The sequence below is a fragment of the Thalassotalea litorea genome, assembly GCF_043642205.1.
In the GTDB taxonomy this organism is placed as follows: domain Bacteria; phylum Pseudomonadota; class Gammaproteobacteria; order Enterobacterales; family Alteromonadaceae; genus Thalassotalea_A; species Thalassotalea_A litorea.
Genome location: NZ_JBHZSG010000010.1, coordinates 24,217 through 45,699 on the forward strand (window position 1 = coordinate 24,217; position 21,483 = coordinate 45,699).

At 44.4% G+C, this 21,483-nt stretch carries 18 protein-coding genes; 9 read left to right on the forward strand and 9 right to left on the reverse strand.

The window, feature by feature from the left end; genetic code table 11:
• Positions 1–63: 63 nt before the first annotated feature.
• The 5 genes from ACHUFQ_RS07030 to pdsR form a co-directional block, all read right to left on the reverse strand.
• Complete coding sequence (locus ACHUFQ_RS07030) at positions 64–1,701, reverse strand: glycogen synthase (protein WP_394174257.1); 1,638 nt, start codon at positions 1,699–1,701, stop codon at positions 64–66.
• A gap of 53 nt (positions 1,702–1,754) precedes the next feature.
• Entirely contained in the window at positions 1,755–3,053 is a 1,299-nt protein-coding gene (gene glgC / locus ACHUFQ_RS07035; RefSeq protein WP_394174259.1) for a glucose-1-phosphate adenylyltransferase, read from the reverse strand.
• A gap of 189 nt (positions 3,054–3,242) precedes the next feature.
• Positions 3,243–3,539, reverse strand: a complete 297-nt coding sequence (locus ACHUFQ_RS07040; RefSeq protein WP_394174261.1) for an isoamylase early set domain-containing protein — start codon at positions 3,537–3,539, stop codon at positions 3,243–3,245.
• A gap of 676 nt (positions 3,540–4,215) precedes the next feature.
• Positions 4,216–6,387: a proteobacterial dedicated sortase system histidine kinase gene (pdsS, locus tag ACHUFQ_RS07045; protein WP_394174263.1), complete on the reverse strand. Its 2,172-nt coding sequence runs from the start codon at positions 6,385–6,387 to the stop codon at positions 4,216–4,218.
• Positions 6,377–7,075, reverse strand: coding sequence for a proteobacterial dedicated sortase system response regulator (pdsR, locus tag ACHUFQ_RS07050; RefSeq protein ID WP_394174265.1), 699 nt, complete (start codon positions 7,073–7,075; stop codon positions 6,377–6,379). The genes pdsS and pdsR overlap by 11 nt, the downstream gene beginning before the upstream one ends.
• A 214-nt stretch (positions 7,076–7,289) precedes the next feature.
• Here pdsR and pdsO point away from each other — a divergent pair, with 214 nt between their 5' ends.
• The 6 genes from pdsO to ACHUFQ_RS07080 all read left to right on the forward strand — a co-directional run bounded on the left by pdsO (position 7,290) and on the right by ACHUFQ_RS07080 (position 11,106).
• Positions 7,290–8,021, forward strand: coding sequence for a sortase-associated OmpA-like protein PdsO (gene pdsO, locus ACHUFQ_RS07055; RefSeq protein ID WP_394174267.1), 732 nt, complete (start codon positions 7,290–7,292; stop codon positions 8,019–8,021).
• Between the two features lie 323 nt (positions 8,022–8,344).
• Positions 8,345–8,812 carry a hypothetical protein gene (locus tag ACHUFQ_RS07060; protein WP_394174269.1) on the forward strand — a complete coding sequence of 156 codons (468 nt, stop codon included), beginning with the start codon at positions 8,345–8,347 and terminating at the stop codon, positions 8,810–8,812.
• Between the two features lie 202 nt (positions 8,813–9,014).
• Positions 9,015–9,365: a DUF6249 domain-containing protein gene (locus ACHUFQ_RS07065; protein WP_394174271.1), complete on the forward strand. Its 351-nt coding sequence runs from the start codon at positions 9,015–9,017 to the stop codon at positions 9,363–9,365.
• 39 nt (positions 9,366–9,404) lie between these two features.
• Positions 9,405–9,956 carry an RNA polymerase sigma factor gene (locus ACHUFQ_RS07070; protein WP_394174273.1) on the forward strand — a complete coding sequence of 184 codons (552 nt, stop codon included), beginning with the start codon at positions 9,405–9,407 and terminating at the stop codon, positions 9,954–9,956.
• Positions 9,956–10,273 (forward strand): hypothetical protein, encoded by a 318-nt coding sequence (locus ACHUFQ_RS07075; RefSeq protein WP_394174275.1) that lies wholly within the window; start codon positions 9,956–9,958, stop codon positions 10,271–10,273. The genes ACHUFQ_RS07070 and ACHUFQ_RS07075 overlap by 1 nt, the downstream gene beginning before the upstream one ends.
• Positions 10,274–10,386: 113 nt before the next feature.
• On the forward strand, positions 10,387–11,106 hold the full coding sequence (locus ACHUFQ_RS07080; protein WP_394174277.1) for a hypothetical protein: 720 nt from the start codon (positions 10,387–10,389) through the stop codon (positions 11,104–11,106).
• 53 nt (positions 11,107–11,159) lie between these two features.
• Here ACHUFQ_RS07080 and ACHUFQ_RS07085 read toward each other — a convergent pair whose 3' ends face one another.
• Together ACHUFQ_RS07085 and ACHUFQ_RS07090 are read right to left on the reverse strand one after the other, a co-directional pair.
• Positions 11,160–12,167, reverse strand: coding sequence for a LacI family DNA-binding transcriptional regulator (locus ACHUFQ_RS07085; RefSeq protein WP_394174279.1), 1,008 nt, complete (start codon positions 12,165–12,167; stop codon positions 11,160–11,162).
• Between the two features lie 81 nt (positions 12,168–12,248).
• The gene (locus ACHUFQ_RS07090) at positions 12,249–13,580 is read right to left on the reverse strand and encodes a GH1 family beta-glucosidase (RefSeq protein WP_394174281.1); all 1,332 of its coding nucleotides are present in this window, start codon (positions 13,578–13,580) and stop codon (positions 12,249–12,251) included.
• A gap of 279 nt (positions 13,581–13,859) precedes the next feature.
• On the opposite strand from ACHUFQ_RS07090, the gene ACHUFQ_RS07095 reads away from it, so the two are divergent.
• From ACHUFQ_RS07095 to ACHUFQ_RS07105, 3 genes are all read left to right on the forward strand, one after another.
• Positions 13,860–15,110, forward strand: coding sequence for a sugar MFS transporter (locus ACHUFQ_RS07095; protein WP_394174283.1), 1,251 nt, complete (start codon positions 13,860–13,862; stop codon positions 15,108–15,110).
• 12 nt (positions 15,111–15,122) lie between these two features.
• A complete protein-coding gene (locus tag ACHUFQ_RS07100) occupies positions 15,123–17,720 on the forward strand; it encodes a glycoside hydrolase family 3 N-terminal domain-containing protein (protein ID WP_394174285.1) in 2,598 nt (865 codons plus the stop codon).
• An 81-nt stretch (positions 17,721–17,801) separates the two neighbouring features.
• Entirely contained in the window at positions 17,802–18,869 is a 1,068-nt protein-coding gene (locus tag ACHUFQ_RS07105; RefSeq protein WP_394174287.1) for a glycoside hydrolase family 16 protein, read from the forward strand.
• Between the two features lie 25 nt (positions 18,870–18,894).
• On the opposite strand, the gene ACHUFQ_RS07110 is transcribed toward ACHUFQ_RS07105, so the two are convergent.
• Positions 18,895–20,373, reverse strand: coding sequence for a tryptophan halogenase family protein (locus tag ACHUFQ_RS07110; protein WP_394174289.1), 1,479 nt, complete (start codon positions 20,371–20,373; stop codon positions 18,895–18,897).
• A gap of 45 nt (positions 20,374–20,418) precedes the next feature.
• Positions 20,419–21,456 (reverse strand): cupin-like domain-containing protein, encoded by a 1,038-nt coding sequence (locus ACHUFQ_RS07115; protein WP_394174291.1) that lies wholly within the window; start codon positions 21,454–21,456, stop codon positions 20,419–20,421.
• Positions 21,457–21,483 lie beyond the last annotated feature (27 nt).

A 21,483-nucleotide genomic window follows, 5' to 3' on the forward strand; every position in this document is an offset into this window, starting at 1 on the left:
TCAACGGGGATGAGTTGTTTGCTATGCCAATTGATTGAGCAGCAACGTATCCTTCGGTTATATTTATTGGTAAAGATGTTGGCAGTATTGTTCAATACTGTCTTGCCATAAAAACCGCTGTTGGCTGGCAAACTTGCGCATTGTTAGCCATTGCTTCGGGTTCTCTGTATATATCGTTAGTGCCTCATCAAAACAACGGATTAATGCTTGTCCCTGCTGAATAATATCGTTTCCAGAAAAATGAAAACCTGATTTTCCATGACTGACGGTATCGTGCAATCCCCCGATATCGTGAACAAGGCAGGGTTGGCCACTACGCAGTGCCAGCATCTGACTAATACCACAAGGTTCAAACGAACTTGGCATTAAAAACAGATCGCCACCTTCGAATAAATACTTTGGTAATTGCGAATGGTAACCGTTAATAAACAGCAAATTTTCATGACGCTGCATGGCATGGGTAATTTGATCTTCAAGCTGTGGATCCCCGGACCCGAGAATTATCATTCGACCTTGCACCTTAGCGAGGGATTCAAGCAGATAATCCAGTACCTGAGTGCGCTCTATAGACAATAGCAATAATGCCACTTTTTGGCTGGTAAGTCGGCCGATACTGGTGATCAGAGGACCGTTAATCTCACTGCCCTGCCACTGCTCTAGTCGCTGCAACGCAACCAAATGCGCGGCATGGACGAAGTGATGGCTTGCCTGCCATTGTTCTAATACATCACGAATGTGGGGAAACGCCTGATGATCGAAGTGTTGGGCAGGTACCGGTTGCGCGGGCTGTGGATTTAAGATTGGCGCATAGTCATAATCACAGCCATTAAGGATTCCGAATAACCGCCCTTGCTGCTTTGCGTTTTGCAAATCCCTATGTAAGCCTTCACCACCAATAAAGCCCTGTTCGCTATTTGACGGTTTCACCACCTCGCCAGCATAAGTTGGCGAGACAACATGCACGGCATCGACTAAGCTTATCGCCGCTCGGGTTGGGTTAAAACAATTGGGATAACGAGGATCACATACCTGAGTTTCGTCAACCGTTAACCCAGGAAACCAGGCCTTAAGGCTGGATTCGTCATTATCCATTGGGCGGATGCCCTGCAAGGCCAGATTGTGGATAGAGTAAACGCTATGAATGTCAGCGACACAGGCGTATTTTTCATCATAAGCGGCGAGCGTTGGAATTAAACCTGAGTGCCAGTCATGAAGATGTAGAACATCGAATTTATTACGCCAGAAGCCGCTCAGTAATTCACAAATGGCGACACAAAATAATGCGAATTTATTGGCATCACTGGCAAACGGGCGACTTTCGCCATCGTCGACATAGATTCTTCCCCGGCCATGCTGAAAAAATAGCGGGTGCTCTAAAAACCAATGTGTTACATCTGAGTTGATGTTACTTGAAGTGTCAGAGGCAAGGTCGATGCGGTGTAGCTCTACCAATTCAATTTGGCCGCGAAATTCCACACGGATTTGACGAATCAATACGGAGTTTTGATTTTGACCATGGATTCCGTAACCCGGGGTGATCACATCTGCCTGCAGGCCTTGTTCGACGCTAAACTTAGGCACATCTCGAATGACGTCACCGATACCTCCTACTTTGCCTCCGATTAAGGCATCATTTTCGGAGGCTATATGCAGAACGTTTAAATCACTGAGGTCGGCGTTTAATGGGGTAATACGAGTCATTATTATTGTTCTAATTTTATTGATAAACCAGCGCCAGGCGCTGGTTACAGCTTCTATTCTACGGATTCAGACTGGGCCTGTTGTACCGCCTGTTTAGCCAGATACTCGGCAATCATATCTCGGGTAATTAACACCACACCTTTGTCTGTAACCCGAAATCCATTGGCTCTGTCCTGATCGTGATCTTTGCCGATCACCAGGTTTTCCGGCAAGATTACGTTGCGATCGATAATCGCTTTGTGGATTTGGCAGTTGCGACCAATATTCGCACCGGGTAATACCACGGTTTCTTCGATAAAACAGTAGGAACTGACCCGCACTTTATTGAACAATAACGACCGTTTAATGGTGGAACCTGAAACAATAACCCCACCAGCAACCGTAGAGTTTATGGCGATGCCGCGGCGCTCTTCTTCATCAAATACAAATTTTGCCGGTGCAGTTTGCTCCTGATAGGTCCAAATTGGCCAGTCTTCATCGTACATATTTAACTGCGGATCCAACTCTACTAATTCCATATTCGCTTCCCAAAACGAATCGAGCGTGCCTACATCGCGCCAGTAAGGTTGCTTTTCACTGTTTGGATCCCGAAATGGGTAAGCATATACCTGATGAGATTTAATGATACTTGGAATAATATCGTGGCCAAAATCGCCGCTGGAGTTAACTTTTTCGTCGTCAACTTGCAGCTGCTCAAATAAAAACTCGGTATTAAATACATAGTTACCCATCGATGCCAGACAATAACCGGGTTTGCCTGGTATTTCAGAAGGTTTCTCTGGCTTTTCATCAAAGCGTAAAACTTGGTTGTTTTCGTCAACCGTCATAACACCAAATGCGCCGGCGGCCTCTTCAACGGGAACCTCGATACAACAAACGGTCATATCGGCGGCGGTTGCCACATGCTTGGCGATAAGTGGGCCATAATCCATCCGGTAAACATGATCACCAGATAAGATCATCACGAACTTTGGTAATTCATGGCGAATAATATCAATATTTTGAAAAACCGCATTGGCAGTACCGCGATACCATTCATCACCGTAACGCTGCGATGCCGGTAATATTTCTACAGATTCGCCCATTTCTTTTTTAAAGTGGCTCCAGGCCCGGTTAATGTGGCGAATTAATGAGTGGGATTTATATTGCGTAGCAACACCGATACGACCGATCCCGGAGTTAATACAGTTCGACAAAGGAAAGTCGATGATGCGAAATTTACCGCCAAAGAAAACGGCAGGTTTGGCTCGCCATTGGGTAAGTTCGTGAAGACGTGAACCCCGGCCTCCGGCTAATACTAGTGCGTAGGTATCTCGGGTTAAATTACTGATATGACGATTATTATTTGGCATCTAATTATTCCTGTGCGCAATTCCATATTAGAGCGCTCAGACAAATACAGCATCATTTTGAATGAGGCGAGCCCCGACAAATCGGGGCTAGTACCAATTAGGAACGATTACTGCCTGACGAATATTGCGTTGCTAGGCAATGATCATTGATGGTTCTTAATTGGTGTTACTACTGCAGATTAACATTGATCAACCGTGTGTGACAACGACACTATTTTCACTACCAAAATCATTTGGCAGATAGGTGTCAGCGGCATAATCGTTTTCCCACTCGGAATCGTTCAGTAAATAACGAAAATGGAATGTTTGATCTTTAGGCAGGCGAACTTTCGTTCTAAAGGCATTGGCTTTTTTACTAAACTTCATAGCCATGGGTTGCCAGTCGTTGAATTCACCAACCAGTGCCACAGATGTGACATCAGGACGAGAGAACTCAAAAGTTACTTCAGTTTCATCTTTTGTTTTAAAAAAACGCTTGGTTAACATTACTAGCTCCTTGGACGACAGATGCCAATTCCCTTTATGACTCACTGAGTAGCATTGGCGCTAATGGCGACATTATTCGAATTGGCAAAATTATTATTAATTTCCCCTGAAATGGTCAGCTCACTGTATAGATGACTGCAGTCTGATTTAAAATTGTGCAATATTTAACCGCCCTTGCACAAAGATAAAGCAAAACCCCCCTATAAACCGAGTGTTTTATCAGGTTCAAAGAAATAACTGCAAGAAACATTCCTAATACCAATCACATTAAATTATTGCTCACTCAGTGAGAATCTAAAGGCTTTTAGACAAGGCTTTGATTGCAGAGAATGGTTATTCCGCTCTCAAAAACAGCCAAAATCAGTAACGTAGTCCAAACGCCTTTAAAACTCACCCGTAGGGAGTTAGTGAGAGGCCCATTTACGGCCCTATATTTCATTAATATAGAATGACTATATCAACGAAATCTATGTTGTAACTGAACCTCTGCCCTAACTCTGAGTTGTGCACAAACTTATCTGATTGGTATAACTTCAACCTGTTACATTTCAGAAAAACATAACTTTAGACGAGAAAACTCATTTTGCTAGGTTATTTTTGCACATAAAACGATTTCTATTGATCGTTGTGATCAATGACTAATTGAAAAGCGTTGTTTTGCCATTGTGATTTCAATTTAATGTCGCATTGAAGATGACTTTGAAGTCGGCAACTCAATCACAAAACTCACGCCTGTCCCATTTTCAAGATTTTTAGCCTTAATATTTCCCTGATGATGATCCACAATCAAGCGACTAATGTACAGGCCAATTCCTAAATGCGACGCATCAGAGTCGTTGTCGCGCATCGATACCATGGCATCGAAAATGCTTTGGCTCATATCCTCTGGCAGTAAAGGGCCATAATTGGTGATGGTTATCCGGGCATGTTTTTTGTGTTGTTCTAACGTGATAACAATGGGCTTATCGTTTTCGCTAAAGTCCACAGCATTAGAAACCAGTTTATCCAGTAACTGGGCAATATGGTCATCACTGCCGGAAATATTGAGCGGTTGGTCACAGATATGTACTTCAAAACGCTGCTGTGGATATATCTGCTGATAGCCATAACCACACCCCTGCACTAGCTGTGCCAGATCAAAGGTAATAAACTCACTGGTTTGCAGTGCTTGCTCCAGTTGTGTTGCTTCGCTCATCGTCTGCAACATGGTATTAAGCCGTTCTATACCGTTGTGGGCTCGTGTGAGGTAGCGCTGCTGATTATCGTCGGTGGTGTGCAGGTTTAAGTTTTCTAACGAGGAGCGTACCAGCGCCACCGGCGTTTTTAGCTCATGGGAGAGACGGGTCGACATAGTCTGTAGATAGTTATTGTACTGACCAAGTTGCCCAAGGATATTGGCAAAGCTTCTCGACAGGTCGCCGATTTCGTCTTTCGCCAGAACATTCGACAAAGGCTGGACGATGCGACCCTGTTCATCAACCACCGCTTCTGTGGCATTACGTAAGCGACGGATACGCAAAGAGATCCGCAACGCATAAAACAGTAATGCGGCAACGGATACATAGATCATCAATGAGGTGATCACTACGCCTTCAATCGCACTGTTACGAATATCACGAATGCCGTGGGTTGTTTCTTCAACAATCACCGCCCCTTTCACTTGGTTATCCACATAAATGGGGTGGGCTGCCGAGAGGATCACCGCTTTGTTATCGCTAGTCGTCCACCACAAAGTTGACGGACTGCCTTTTAACGCCTGCTGAACGTGAGCCTGTTTGTTTTTTCTGTGCTCAAATTCCTCACTGGTAAAATCGCTACTGGGCTTGGTTAAAAGAAAATAATAGAACGGTTTCATTATCCAGGTTTTCAACGTTTCCAACCAGGTTAAACCATCTCTTTGATATAAACTGGAATCAAAAACTCCTCTGGCGGCGTGAATATTACCTTGCTGGGTCAACGCACGCTGGTGCTGATCAACCACGATAATGCTCGATTGACTGCGTCCCATTGCCTTGATAATGCGCTCAATATCGGGTGATGGTACGGTAAAGGTTCCGAGTTGTTCACTGCGCTTCGGGTCAGCGGAACCTATGGTCACTTTGGGTAAATCTTGACGATCAAAGTCGGTGATCGCAAAGGCGACTTTTTCACCGAGCAGGGATTCTGGCATACGAACTTCAATGATATAACCATCGTTTGTGGCTTGCCAATGCCCCTGGATATTGCTTTGTGGTTGTGGAAATCGTTGATTTTCATGAGTGCTAGGCAAACGATATCCATTGACCCAGCCGCTTTGATAACTGGTGACGATATAACGCTGCAGTTGCTGATTATGGTCTAATGTCGCGATCTCAAGGTAATCATTAGCGGTAATGCTTAAATGATTCTTTGGACGGAAAACCAGTTGGTTATCTTTAACGTCAAAGTAGGCATATACGAAGTCGTCATAGCGGCCAATTTGCGAGGTGAATTCAACACTGACCTGACTGGCCTGCCAAGCACTATCAATCTGATGGTTAAAGTCATAGCGATTAACTGCCGCTGACTGAGAATACCAGTCCGATAATTCGCCATCGAGACGAATCGGGCTTTGGATTTTGGCAGGAAGAAAATCTTTACCGGTTTCAAGCTTTTTTTTATAACTGGCCTGATGGTTAAACAGGTTAGGACGTTCGTGTAAGGCGGTTGCCAGCGCTCTTGCTGTGCCCATCAGGGTTTGTTCCTGGCCTTTTCGTAAAAAGGTCTCCATATCCCAGATGTAGTAATAACCGATAAATGGGATCGCCAGCAACAAACTGGCTACCAGCATTAATTTGCTCCATAGATTTAACCGTAATTTACGCCACATGTTCATGCCAGCGATAACCCATGCCATAAACGGTATCGATGCAGTTGAAACTGGGATCTACGGCCATAAATTTTTTCCGGATACGCTTAATGTGGGCGGTCACGGTATTATCATCGACAACAATTTTGGCGTCATCCATCAGTTGTTGCTTCGACTTCACATGGCCTGGATTTTTTGCAAGAGCATGGACCATCCAAAATTCTGTGATGGTGGTTTTCACGAGTTGATCTTGCCAATGTAGCGTTAAACGATCCAGATTGACCTGCAAGTTGCCCCGGACAAAGGCCTGATCGGCTTGTTTCGGCTGGGTAAGGCGGGACAGGTAATTTAGCGTAGCGTGGATGCGAGCGCTAAGATTATCAAAACTCATGGTCTTACTGACAAAATCATTGGCGCCGAGGCGTAAACCGCTGATTTGATCGGCGTCGCTATCACGGGCAGTTAAGAAGATGATAGGTAGAATGCTGGACTTGTTGCGTAACCATTGGCAAAGCTCAAAGCCACCATCAAATTGATCATGCAGGCCAATATCTAATATCGCCAGATGGGGCAGGGCTAATTCGAATGCCGACATCGCCGATTCCTTACAGGCGTATGTCTGCACGCTGAAACCCTGCTGACGCAAGGCATCGGCATAGTTTTCACGGATACCATCATCATCTTCTACAATTGCGATTCGTTTACTCATGGCGTTATTCTTATTACTGTCATTTACCTTCACTATACCGTTTGTTTAGCGTGGTCAAAGTTGCGGGGAAGATAAATCACAATTTGTCATAATTGATTCGTCACCTATCACTTTTTAACAGTTTTTTCGTCAAACTCCCAGTGTTTAATTACGTCATGGCTTGCTTGATAGCAGCGATTAACAACCGGTTCACAAACACATAAAAGGGGTTACCATGACACTTAATCAATTTAAAACACTTACATTTAGCTTATTTTTCGCAGCCTTGATTGCCCAGCCTATGCAGGCTAGTGCCAGTACGGGTAAAACAATGGCCGAGGAACTAAGCAAGGAACAGGCTATCGGTATTAGTAGCGGTGCCGTAATTGGCGCGATCTTCGGCGGGCCTCCGGGGGCATTTCTGGCGGCAGTGCTCGGCGATATGATTGCCAAGAATATGATGGTTAACGAAGAGTTAGATAATGTTAAATCCGAACTATTAACAACGGAACAGTCTTACCAACAGCAATTAGCTTCATTAGAACAGCAAAAACATCAGCAACTGGTTGAGGTTAAACATCAACAACAACAGGTATTGATTGAGCAGGCACAAAACTTTTTGATGAGTTTAATGTTTACCACCGGCTCCAGTGATGTTGCGGAGCAATACCAGCCGCAAATCATCGCCATGGCGGCGCTACTAAAACAAAACCCGGAAATTATCATCAACCTTTCCGGTTATACCGATGCGCCTGGCAGTAAGGATGAGAATCTGAATCTTGCCAAGGAACGGGTCGAGTCGGTGAAAACCTTACTGTTGGCGCAAGGCGTTGCCAATAGACAAATTCATGGAGAGGCTATCGGTGAAGTCGGCTCAAAGGGTAGCGAAAACGAAGTCCCCAACACCTTTGACCGCCGGGTGGTCATGCAATTAACGGCAACACAAACGGAGGTGGCTAAAAACTGAAAACACAATATTAAACTTTTACTCACAAACATTGGTTAACGTTACGTCAGGCGCCTTCGGGCGCCTATTTTTCTTTATCGATTACTACCAAGCTAAATCAAAGGGCGAGTTGTTTCAAGGTGCGTATGGCTGTTTGCAATCAGAACCGATTTTGTCAATTGAGGCACCTCTATTTGGCGACGTGTTAGCCGACGGCATATAAATGTAACGAATTCACTCGTCTTGAAAAATGCTGTTACATATTAGAACGCTTTTCGATTGCTATAGGAACTAATTGATTTATAAATAAAAAGGAAAGTTTCTAATTGATTAAGGATGTTAAGATGAAAAACAAAGCGCAACCTATATACCTGCTTTTTATATCAACATTGTTGGCGAGTACTTCTTTTGTAAGTATTGCCAATGAAAATGAAAGTGACGTTATGGTGGAGGCAACCGCAAACAACAGCTGTGGGATTGTATCCGTCTATCAAAAGCCACCAGAATCAAAAAATATCTATTTCGTGAATATCAATAAAATTGACAATATTGTTGTTCCGGACAAAGGCGCTCAGTTTCAGTTGTCGCCCGGTACCCATAAGATAAAAGTGATTGAGCAAATTAGCGATTCGTATTTCACCCGACGTCGCGGCTCAATGAAAAACTATAAAGACTTTGAAATTGTGATCGAGCCGAATAAAAAGTACTACCTGGGCGCCCAATACATTCGCAAAAACCGTTCGAAGCTAAAAACGGGTGAATACTGGGAACCCATTGTCTGGAAAACCAGTGACGCCGAATGTACGATGTAGGCGAATGTTTGTTGGTTCTACATTTAGACATTGCGTTTTAATGAGCTCGAATTTTCAATTGATGTACTCATTTGGGTCGCCCCAGACGAGTACGTTTTAATTCTTAACCCGATAACATAAAAAATATTTACCTTTTTGCATCCAAATTCTGTTTCCGAAAGCTCTTACTACTAACCGTATCTTTATATTTGAGGAATTTCACATGCAAGACAGCATTATTGTCGGCATCATCTTTCTTTCATTCGCAACCGTCGCATTTTCATTTTTATATTTTAGTTATCGAAATAAAATTGAATTGCAACAGACATTGCGCCTCGCTCTGGAAAAAGGTCAGGGATTGTCGCCGGAAAGTATCGAAAAATTAATGCAAACTCAATCGGCACCGCAAAAAGATTTTAAACGTGGTGTGTTACTTGTCTGTCTTGCCGTTGCTACTGGTCTTTATGGCATGCTTGATGGCTTTGATCCGGACATTATTGGTATCAGCCTGTTTCCGTTGGCGTTAGGGTTGGGATATTTGCTGGTTTGGAAATTTGACCAGCAAGAGTCATAATCCGCTTATGGATTTTCAACAAATGAATAACAGGTAATCATGTTATCGCATTGGTTACAGCGATTTAAAAAGCGTGGCGATAGTCACTCTTTTGCGCAGGTGGTATCACAATGCCAGACGCCGTTAAAAGGCTATTGTCGCCGCCTTACTGCCGGCGATATTGCGTTTGCGGACGATATTGCCCAAGAAACCCTGATCACCGTTTATCAACAATTTGGTCGCTTAAATAACCTCGATGCATTTAAGTCTTGGTTGTATCGTATTGCGTTTCGTCACTTTCTGAAAATGCAGGCCCGTGATAATCGCTGGCAAACTTTGCAAGAGCAGGAGTTGGAAGCAGTCATATTGCAACAAAGTGACGAGTTACAAGACGAACAGACCTACATCGATGAACGCTATGTTTTACAATTGATGGCGCTACTAAACCCTGAGGAAAGGGCGGTAATTACCTTAAATCATACGCTTGGTTATTCACATCAGCAAATTTCATCGTTATTGGAAATGCCTTTAGGTACCGTTAAGTCACATGGTAAGCGAGGAAAAGACAAATTAATTGCCTTTTCTTTGCGACAGCAACGAGGTGCAGCGTAATGAAGCAAACTGACAACAATCTTATGCAATATCTACAACGTGATTTTGTCGCCGACTCACCGGAACAACAACAGGTTTTTATTGAACAAGCGGTTAAAAAGCATCATATCCGCAATCAAAAAAGAATTTTAGTCTTTACGATTTTTGGGGTGTTGGGCTTTCTGGCGTTAACCCTGTTCTTTCCGATCCAACCTTTATTGGAAATTACCAGTGCGAAACTCCACCCGGGTGAGGTTTCACTGTCAACCATGATTATGGCGATATTACCGATATTACTCATCGCCTATGTCGTGGTTTTGGTTGAGAATACTCGCTAAATTGAGGATCTGAGAATTCATTATTTGTCATAATTCATCCGACTTGCTCATACATCTTCTGCAATAACGTCATGATTACCTGGTTTAATCAAAGTATTAAATCAGGAGGCATGATGAAAACTCAATCACTCGCTAGGATCACTACGTTTACCTGCCAATTGCTATGGTGGGCAGCCTATTTGGCTGCTGGCGCGGGCATGTTAATCCACTGGGTGGCAAACGGCAGTGTTTTTAATGGCGCCCACTCATCGACATTGGCCATGCATTACATAGGGCAGCAGGAGAGCGCGGGCCATGTGGGAACCCTTGTCGGTTATCCTGCGTCCTCACTGAGCAACCAAGACGTTCAACAAAAGAGCGCAGCGGCCGTATTTTATACCTCAAAACTGAGCGATCTTTATGATGATGAACCTGACGTAACTTACGAGCGCAGGTCAGTTGAGCTCGCCTTGAAGGATAATACGCCGCTAAGGTCTGGCAATGAAAAAATGATGGGAAACCGTCTATATCGCTGGTCAACAGGAGTCTCACTTGCCATGGGATACAAAGCTTATACAGAGCAATTACGCTATTTAAACCTGTCTGAACCCATAACGTTGCAGGATGATTTAGCGGGTCCTGGCACTTATCAGATCATCGCGATACGTTTAATGAGTGAGACGGCATTGCGAGAATGGCTAATCAAGATTGCAAAGCAGGATAGTGTTACCGCCAATCAGTGGTTTATCGTGCATAGTCCCTACCGCGAAGTGTCAGCAGAAACGCGCTATGTCATTGTCGCCAAACGCGTAAACCCTGCGTCGACAACCCGAGCCGTCAGCTATACATTCTAACGCGTGTCAGTATATTGATAGGTGCTATTATGTTGTCGAACGGTATGCTTTAGTTAGCTTTGTTTGGGAGAGAGCAAAGAGTCGCGCTCTACCAACAAGGGTTTATTGTCATATTCCAAATGCTTTGATTTCAATCCATAGGTGAAATTGAGAACGCGGTTTGCGGAAACCGAGCCAATTTCCTTAATCGGGTTTTTGATGGTTGTTAGGCGCGGATAAATAAATCGAGAAAAATAGGCATCATCAAAGCCAATAATGGATAAGTCCTCTGGCAGGGAAAGACCAATACTACGCGCGGTCACGATAGCTCCGGCGGCCATTTCATCATTTCCACAAATAATTCCGGTAAATTTCACGTTAGCTTGTGCTAATTGCTCCATTCCCTGTTCGCCACTTTGCTCCGTATAGTCCCCTAGATAATACAAATCGTCGGAAAATGTCAGCCCGTTATCCTGCAAAGCTTGTCGATGTCCCCGTAATCGTTCCATCGCATCGAGTTTCCATTCAGGACCAGAGATATAGGCAATACGGGAGTGACCAGCGTCAATCATCTTCTGACAGGCCAGATATCCCCCTTGATAATTATCTATCGATAGACATTGGGATTCCAATCCTTCAACCTGGCGATTGATTAAGGTGAATAATACCCCGCGTTTTTTTAGATCGCGAAGGTATTGATCACTGACGGCTTCTACAAATAAAATCAAAGCATCACAATTTCGTTGCAATAGAAATTCTATCGAATCTTCTTCAATGTCGGCATCAGCGTGACCGGCTGCGATCATGACATGTTTCTTGGCACTTCTTAAGGTTAACTCTATTTCATTAAGGAGCATGCCGTAATAAGAGCCCTGTAATTCGGATATAACAACGCCTATAGAGTTCGAGCGTTTTGATGCCAGAGATTGAGCAATGGAATTAGGACGATAGCCAAGCTCCTCCATGGCAGTGAGTACCTTATCCCGGGTTTTTGGGCTTACTCTGGAGCTGTCGTTCATTACCCGGGATACGGTGGCGGAGGATACGCCAGCCAGTTTTGATACTTCGTATATGGTACTCATGTGTTTCGATTTGACTAGGAGAAAAAACTTGAGCTAAGTTAACATATAAAATGTCAGTTTATCAGCTAGTTTTTTCATCTCCTAAGTTCTACTTTTTATTAATGTGCTATAAGCCTTGCCGCTCTCTTTAAGAAAACGCTGCTGGGTATCATAATCGACATACACCAAACCAAAACGTTTGGTATAGCCCAGTGCCCATTCAAAATTATCCATCAGACTCCAGCCAAAATAACCTTGTACGTTAACACCTGCCGTTATAGCCTCATCGACCGCATTGAGGTGATCCTGATAATATTGAATACGGCCAAGATCATTGACGGTACCCGCGGTCAGGTTATCTTTCATCGCACAGCCATTTTCGGTGATATAAATCGGCGGTAATGAATAGCGCTGGTTCAGCTCTTTTAGCAAACCTGTAAATGCCGCAGGGTATATTTCCCAACCCATATCGGTCACCGGTGCATCGGTTGGAGGAATTTCTTCAAATACGTCGTTGGGGTGTGCTTTGTATACGGCTCGGGTATAAAAATTGACGCCAAGGAAATCTATCGGCGTGGCAATGATTTCCATATCGCCTGCCAGAATTTTTGGTTTTATCTCGTCGGTAAAACTGTCAATAATGTCTGGATATTTGCCTTCAAAAATCGGTCTGCTGTACCACCAGTTGAAGTAATCATTGGCATAGGCGGTAGCTTGTCTATCGGCCTCGGAATCAGAAGCTGAGTATCCTGGGGTAAAATTAAGCACAATACCATTCATGCTTTGTGGACAATTTTTCTGTAACACTTTCATCGCCAAACCATGCGCTAACAACAGGTGATGCGCAGATTGGCGCCCAAATGCCTGCTCGGCTTTGCCCGGTGCATGAATCCCGATTTCGTAACCCAGATAAGAACTACAGAATGGTTCGTTTAAGGTCGCCCAGGAATCTACCACATCAGCAAGCTCGGCGCTGATGATATCGGCATATTGCTCAAAGGCATAGGCCGTTTGTCGATTTAACCAGCCACCGTTATCTTCCAGATGTTGGGGTAAGTCCCAGTGATAAAGGGTAACGAATGTTTTAATGTTTCTGGCTTTTAAACCGGACAATAAATTTCGATAAAAATCGATACCGTCTGCATTGGCACTGCCGTCTTCATTGATTACCCGGCCCCAGGCAATAGAAAGTCGATAGGCATCGACACCCATATCGGCGATTAAGTTAATATCATTTTCCCAAAGGTTGAAGTGATCACAGGCAATGCTGCCATCAGAATTATCGGCAATGGTTTCGGGTTTTGCGCAAAAGGTATCCCAAATGCAGGCCTGACGGCTGGCGATGCCACCTTCTATTTGGAATGACGCTGTTGCCACGCCAAAAGTAAATTCTTTATCCAATAATCTGGAATTTTTGGGTAGGGATAATTTCATCTTTTCTCTTGATACCGTTAAAGCGAAGGTTTCATCTGCGGCAACTCATTAATTTTCTGGATATTTGCACGCTTGTAGCAAATAAAGGCCGCTAAATAATAAAAGCGTTGCCGCTAAAATCAAATTTATGCTATAAATGAAACCGCTTACATTTGCAAAGAGATTAGAGCTTTCGCACCTAAAGGTCAATACTCTTTATCGCAAATAGTCCTAAAAAATAATTAGTTAAGCAATTATTAACAGCAAAAATTGCCGCTTACGAACAACTGGGGAATAAACATGAATTCAACAAGCACGGTTAATCCACCTGTGCAGACCGCTCAAAGCGGTAACTACACCTTCGCGCTTACATCATTAACGTCTTTGTTTTTTATCTGGGGCTTTATTACCTGCTTAAACGACATTCTCATTCCGCATCTAAAAGCGGTATTTGATTTGTCTTATACCCAGGCAATGTTAGTTCAGTTTTGCTTTTTTGGCGCCTATTTTATTTGCTCATTACCGAGCGGCGCACTGGTTAAGAAAATTGGCTATCAAAAAGGTATCGTTGTTGGATTAGTGATTGCAGCCCTTGGTTGCTTATCATTTTACCCGGCAGCATCCATGCACAGCTACCCGTTGTTCTTACTCGCATTGTTTATTTTAGCATCGGGCATTACCCTGTTGCAGGTTTCCGCAAATCCTTATGTAACAAGTTTAGGTAACCCTGATACCGCATCGTCTCGTTTAACGCTTACTCAGGCATTTAACTCATTGGGGACAACGGTTGCACCGTATTTCGGTGCGTATTTGATTTTAGATAATGTCGCATCCTCGATGACTACGGCTGCTGAAAAAGCCGCCGCCGTACAAATGCCATATGTGATGCTGGCGGCGACCTTGTTAGTACTTGCGGCAATTTTTGCTTGGTTAAAGCTGCCGAAAATCGAGCAACAACACGATAGTTCAACGCCTGCCTCTGGAAGCGCATGGCAATATACCCATTTGGTGCTCGGTGCGTTGGGGATTTTTGTGTATGTCGGTGCTGAAGTGGCGATCGGCAGTTTTATGGTCAACTTTTTTGGTGAAGCCAATATCGCCGGGTTAGAAGAGGCTGAAGCGGCAAAATACCTGGCCTATTATTGGGGTGGAGCCATGGTCGGTCGCTTTATTGGTGCCGGCGTCATGCAAAAAATTGCAGCAGGTAAGGTTTTGGCGTTTAACGCCTTGATGGCATGCGTCCTGATTTTAATAACCGTATTTAGCTCTGGGCAACTGGCCATGTGGGCAATCTTGTTGGTAGGCCTTTTTAATTCAATTATGTTTCCTACCATTTTTTCATTAGCCCTTAATGGTTTGGGATCGCATACCGCTCAGGGTTCGGGAATTCTTTGTCTGGCTATCGTCGGTGGTGCCATTGTGCCGATGATTCAAGGGGTTCTTGCTGACAGCATTGGTGTTCAGCTTTCATTTATTTTACCGATTATATGCTACGGCTATATTTGTTATTACGGAATCAAGGGTTCAAAACCGAGCCAGGTGAATGGTTAATTGGAAAACATTATGACTAAGTTTACAACGACACAAACCAAAAAACGCATAGCATCTGCGATGCTACTGAGTGCATCATCAGTGCTTCTAGCGGCGTGTAATCAGCAATCTCAGGGCGTTAATAGTAACGAGCAAGCAGCGGATGCCCAGGCATCTGCAAAGCAACATAATCTGGATATTTGGCCAGAATTGGATTTACCAGTTAAGCAAGATCCGAAAATAGAGCAAAAAATACGTGACATGCTCGCGACGATGACGCTTGAGCAAAAAGTCGCGCAAATGATCCAACCAGAAATCCGCGATATCAGCGTTGATGATATGCGCAAGTATGGCTTTGGTTCTTATTTAAATGGTGGCGGTGCATTTCCAAATAATGACAAACATGCCACACCTGCGGACTGGATAAAGCTCGCCGAAGACATGTATCAGGCGTCTATCGATGACAGTGAAGATGGTATTGCGATCCCTACCATGTGGGGAACCGACGCCGTTCATGGTCACAACAACGTTATTGGCGCGACTCTTTTCCCACACAATATCGGCTTAGGCGCAGCTAATAACCCTGAGCTTCTTGAAGAAATCGCCAGCATAACCGCAACCGAAGTCATGGTTACCGGGATTGATTGGGTCTTCGCACCAACAGTCGCCGTGGTGCGAGATGATCGTTGGGGCAGAACCTATGAAGGCTATTCTGAAGATCCAGAGATCGTGCGTGAGTACTCGGCGGCCATTGTCCGTGGTTTGCAGGGTGCTGCCGATAAAGACTTTCTTGGTGATAGCCGGGTCATTTCTACGGTAAAGCACTTTGTTGGCGATGGTGGTACCGAAAATGGTGACGACCAGGGCAACAACCTGGCATCAGAGCAAGAATTATTCGAGATTCATGCGCAAGGCTATGTAGGCGGATTAAGTGCGGGGTCACAAAGTGTGATGGCATCGTTTAACAGTTGGCATGGTGAGAAGATCCATGGCAATAAATACCTGCTGACGGATGTATTGAAAAACAAAATGGGGTTCGACGGTTTTGTTGTTGGCGACTGGAACGGTCATGGTCAAATACCGGGTTGTAGCAATGATAATTGTAGTCAAACCATTAATGCCGGTTTAGATATCTTTATGGTGCCGACCGATGCCTGGAAACCTTTGTATGAAAATACCATTGCTCAGGTGAATTCCGGTGAGATACCCATGAGTCGAATCGACGATGCGGTGTCTCGAATTTTACGGGTGAAACTGCGTGCAGGCTTATTTGATAAACCTAGTCCTGCAAATCGTCCGGTATCTGGAAAACTGGAATTAATTGGTGCGTCAGAGCATCGCGCGGTAGCCCGTCAGGCGGTTCGCGAGTCGTTAGTATTACTTAAGAATAATGACCAGCTTTTGCCTCTTAAGCCAAACCAAAAAATCCTCCTAGCTGGAGATGCGGCGGATAATATTGGTAAGCAATCCGGTGGCTGGACCATAACCTGGCAGGGGACAGGTAACACCAATGCTGATTTCCCTGGTGGCACGTCAATCTATGCCGGCTTTGAGCAGGCGGTTACGGCCGCTGGTGGTGAGATTGAACTCGCCGTCGATGGTGCTTACCAACACAAACCAGATGTCGCGGTTGTGGTCTTCGGTGAAGAGCCATATGCCGAAGGGAATGGCGATTTAGATAACCTTGAATATCAGCGTGGTAACAAACGCGATTTAGCATTGCTTAAATCGTTGCGCGCAAAAGGCATTCCTGTGGTCTCTGTATTTATTTCTGGTCGTCCTTTGTGGGTGAATGCTGAGCTAAATGCGTCCGATGCTTTCGTCGCCGCATGGTTGCCGGGGAGCGAAGGTAATGGTGTCGCCGACGTTTTGCTAACTGATGCACAAGGCGAAATTCAAAATGATTTTGTCGGTACGCTATCTTTTTCTTGGCCTAATTCTGCAACTCAAGCTGTGGTTAACCGTGGCGATGCTGATTATCAGCCGCTGCTACCGTATGGTTTTGGCTTGCAATACGGCGATGAAAGTGCGCTGGCTAATGACCTTTCTGAGGAGACGACTATTGGCAGTGCCTTAGAAAGTCTTAATTTGATGACTCTCCCATGGCGTCAGGCGATAAATAAACAAGGCGAGCTGCAATTCATTACCAGTAATACTGCCAGCAGTGAATTCGTTAATTACCGCACTACTGATAGAGTGGTTCAAGAAGATGCTCGCCAGATTGACTTTAACGGAAAAGGGGTTGGACACTTTGAAATCAATGATAATTTTCCGTTCGATTTACGCGGATATGCGGAGCAAAATGGCGCCATTAGCTTTAGTTATAGAGTGACGGATAAGGCGAATCTTTCGGGAGCTGTTTATCTGGCGATGCGTTGCGAAAGTGATTGTGATGTTACATTTGATATCAGTCAGTGGTTGATCGAGGCTGAGACCGATAAATGGCATAGCGCTAAAATTGATCTTGCTTGTTATGAGAAAAAAGGAGCGACCATGGACAAGATTTTCGCACCTTTTGTATTACGGACCAACGGGCAGTTAGGCATCACGTTATCCAATATCGAAGTAAGCCTTGGTGCGGAAAATTCACAAGATGGCCAATCCAAAGATCACCATATTACCTGCGAATAATAAATATCAAGGGGTCAGAATTGTTGAAAAATCAACGACTCTGATCCCCTTAATTTTAAGGTGATTGTCATGGAGATAATCATGAGAATAAAAATAGCATCATTATTGGTTCTGGCTGTACTCACCGCCTCGGGTTGTGGTGGCTCAGGTGGTGATAGTTCTTCTCAGCCTACGCCTAGTGAACCTGCATCACCTACAACCCCACCAGAAACATCTCCGCCAGGTGAAACAACCGAATGGGTGTTAGTGTGGCAAGATGAATTTGATGGTAACGCTTTATCTTCTGAACGCTGGAGCCATGAAGTAAATTGTTGGGGGGGTGGTAACAATGAAAAGCAGTGCTATACCGATCGTAGCGATAACCTGGTGGTAAAAGATGGATTCCTCAACATCATTGCTCGCCAGGAGAGTTTTACTGGACCCGCAGAAACAGAGGACTCTCCCGATTATAATGTCAATGTCACTCGGACCCTCCCTTATACGTCTGCAAGGATCCGCACTAAGTTTAAAGGCGATTGGTTATATGGACGATTCGAAGTTCGCGCTAAACTGCCCTCAGGGCAGGGCACTTGGCCAGCGTTTTGGATGCTGCCCACTGATTATGTGTATGGTGGTTGGGCGGCATCTGGTGAAATCGATATTATGGAGGCGGTTAATCTAAAAACGGTAGGCGACGATAATGTTGAAGAAAGCGGGGTGCACGGCACCTTGCATTATGGCCGAGCCTGGCCAGAGAATGTCTACTCTGGTGCTGAATTTCAGGTGTTGCCGAACCCCGCTGAGCAATTTCACCTTTATGCTATCGAATGGCAGGAGGGCGAGATTCGCTGGTATGTTAATGATATTCATTACGCAACCCATACTGAAGAAGGTTGGTTTAGTCAGTATTTTGATGATAAAAACCAGCTGATTACAGGTAGTGGCAGTGCACCTTTTGATCAGCGGTTTCATCTGATACTAAATTTGGCGATTGGCGGTAATTGGCCTGAATCGGTTAATCAAACAGGCATCGATACCAGTACTTTTCCACAGATTATGGAAATTGATTATGTCAGAGTGTATGAATGCGCAATTTCTCCTAACAATGGTGCTGGATGTGCGACTATAGGAGACACACCTATTTATATTGAGGGCAACCGCCCCCAATAATTCTGGAATGACTAACATCGGATACTTAGTTACTGCAATAGTGGTCCAGATAGGCGTTGTGTATTGGCATACCCTGTAGGGTGCGTTCGATATTGAGTTCTATTTGGCCTAAGAACCGCTCCAATTCTTCGTCACTCATCATATCTACAATCGGGTGATATTGCTCAGGAATAAGTCCTTGTCCGATCATGACCTGCTGCCAGGAATCATCAAATAACTCATTGCCTTCGCGAAACACGCGGCCAGTTTCAATAAAGTGCTGGATTCGATGTGCTAACGATTTGGGAATGGTCATGTTTTGACAATATCGCCAGAACTGTGAATCTTTTCGATTAGTCACCTTATAATGCAAAATAATGAAGTCACGAATCTTCTCGACATCAAAATTTGTTTGCTTGTTGTATTCGTCAATGTCGGTTTGCATGATACCTTGATGGGGGAACATGCGTAACAAACGCACGATACCTTGCTGTATCAGATGGATGCTTGTTGATTCCAATGGCTCTAAAAAACCCGAAGCCAGACCCAATGCAACACAATTTTTGTTCCACTGCTTTAATCGTCGCCCCGTTCTAAAACGAATCACCCTTGGCTCATTTAGTGTTTGGCCTTCAATATTTTCCAGCAGAAATTGTTTGGCTTGCTCATCACTCATATATTTTGAGCAGTAAACAAGTCCATTGCCGACACGATTTTGTAAAGGAATACGCCATTGCCAGCCGGATTCCTGGGCGATCGAGCGAGTGTAAGGAATTGGTGCTTGTAGTGCTTCAGTCTGGACCGCAATGGCTCTGTCGCAAGGCAACCAATGTGACCAGTCTTCATACCCTGTGTGCAAGGCCTGTTCGATCAACAGACCTCTGAATCCAGTGCAATCGATAAATAAATCGCCTTGAATCACTTCACCGTTATCCATCGTTAGGCTATTGATTGCAGAAAGATCATCGGCAGTATTGACCTTGTCAATTTTTCCTTCAAGGCGTTTGACGCCAAATTTTTCGCTAAAACTGCGTAGAAATTTTGCATAGGCACTGGCGTCGATGTGATAGGCATAATTAAGACCATTATTCGGTAAGTGCTGAAACTTATTATCTTCCGCAGCACGCCGCTCAAGACAATAAGTACCAAACTCTTTACTAAAACCTTTGTCTCGCCCTTTTAGCCAAAAATGTTGGAAGCCTGCGGCCCAGCAATCTTTCCCGGTAACCCCAAAGGCGTGCAAATAGTCCTCATTAACATCGCGCCAGTTTTCAAAATTAATACCTAGCTTAAAGGTGCCATTGGTGGCCTTTAAAAACGCTTTTTCGTCAATTTGTAATAGCTTGTGGAAAAATATCATGGTAGGAATCGTGGCTTCACCAACACCTACGGTGGCGATCTCATCCGATTCGATTAGGGTGATATCCAGTCGCTTGCCGAGTAACTTGCCTAATGCGGCTGCAGCCATCCAGCCAGCTGTGCCGCCACCTGCAATAACAATTTTTCGAATGGGTTTATTATTCATTGTATCTTCCTCTGCAGGAATTTCTGCTTTACTTTTGTCTGGTAATTAGCGATTTAATTTGTGTAACAGCATGGAACGAATCGTGCGCATTGCTGCATCATTGTCATTTAATACGCCTAATTTATCGTCTGGGATGTGTTTGAGCGCCTGTTCATCTGAGTTGAAGATATAATGCTCAAACATCGCTTTCCATGCTTTCTTTTGCGTTTCAGGTAAATGTTTAATATTTAATAACGCATGGTATAAGGCGTCGATAGGAGCGCCCATCGCGGGGGCATTCGTTTGCCACCAGTAATTAATTAAGATGTTGAAGTCTTCCAGGCCTTCCACGTGATGCCACCACATACTAGGCAGAAATAACGCGTCTCCTGGCTCAAGCTCCGCGACTAGGGCATGGGATAAAGCCTGTTCGAATCTTGGGTAAGCAGTAAAGTCTGGATTGTAAAAGTCCACCAGACTTATCGCTTGCCCTGCGGGAGTAAAATCCAGAGGGCCGATATATAAGTTTTGCACCTGTTCCGGAGGAAATAAGGTGAAGCGTCGTTTACCACTGATGCAGCAGGCGATGTTGTTTGGTACATCATGGTGAGCCGCGATGCGTGTTTGATTGCTAATCCAGATGCTCATTAACGGATCAAAATCATCCAAAGCTATGAGGTTGTTTTCGTCTCGAAAGCCTGGTAGCAGGGAGTCTACCTGGGTGGATCCGACATACATACCTCGCGGTAGCTTCGTTTGCCTGTTGCGTTGCATTTGTGTCAAAAACTCACTGAATGAAACATTACAACGTTGAAAATTAAAACCGGTAAAGTCATCATTGTAGAAAAGCCTACCTTGTTGTTCCGGTTCTAAAATACCGGCACCAACAACTTGCCCACGATCAAATTTTTTCAGGTATTCGTGTAAGGCTAGGTTACTTTTTTTACCGGCTTTTACAACCGGCCAGTCTTTTACAAGCCCTTTAATAATAATGGGTTTATCAGAGCACCAAATATCTGATGTCAATTTTTCAGCATCAACAAGATCGACAAAATCTACGGACTTTATTTCATTAAAGATTGACTGACTTTTCGCTGCAATCATATTGACCCCGAGACATACGCAAGTTTG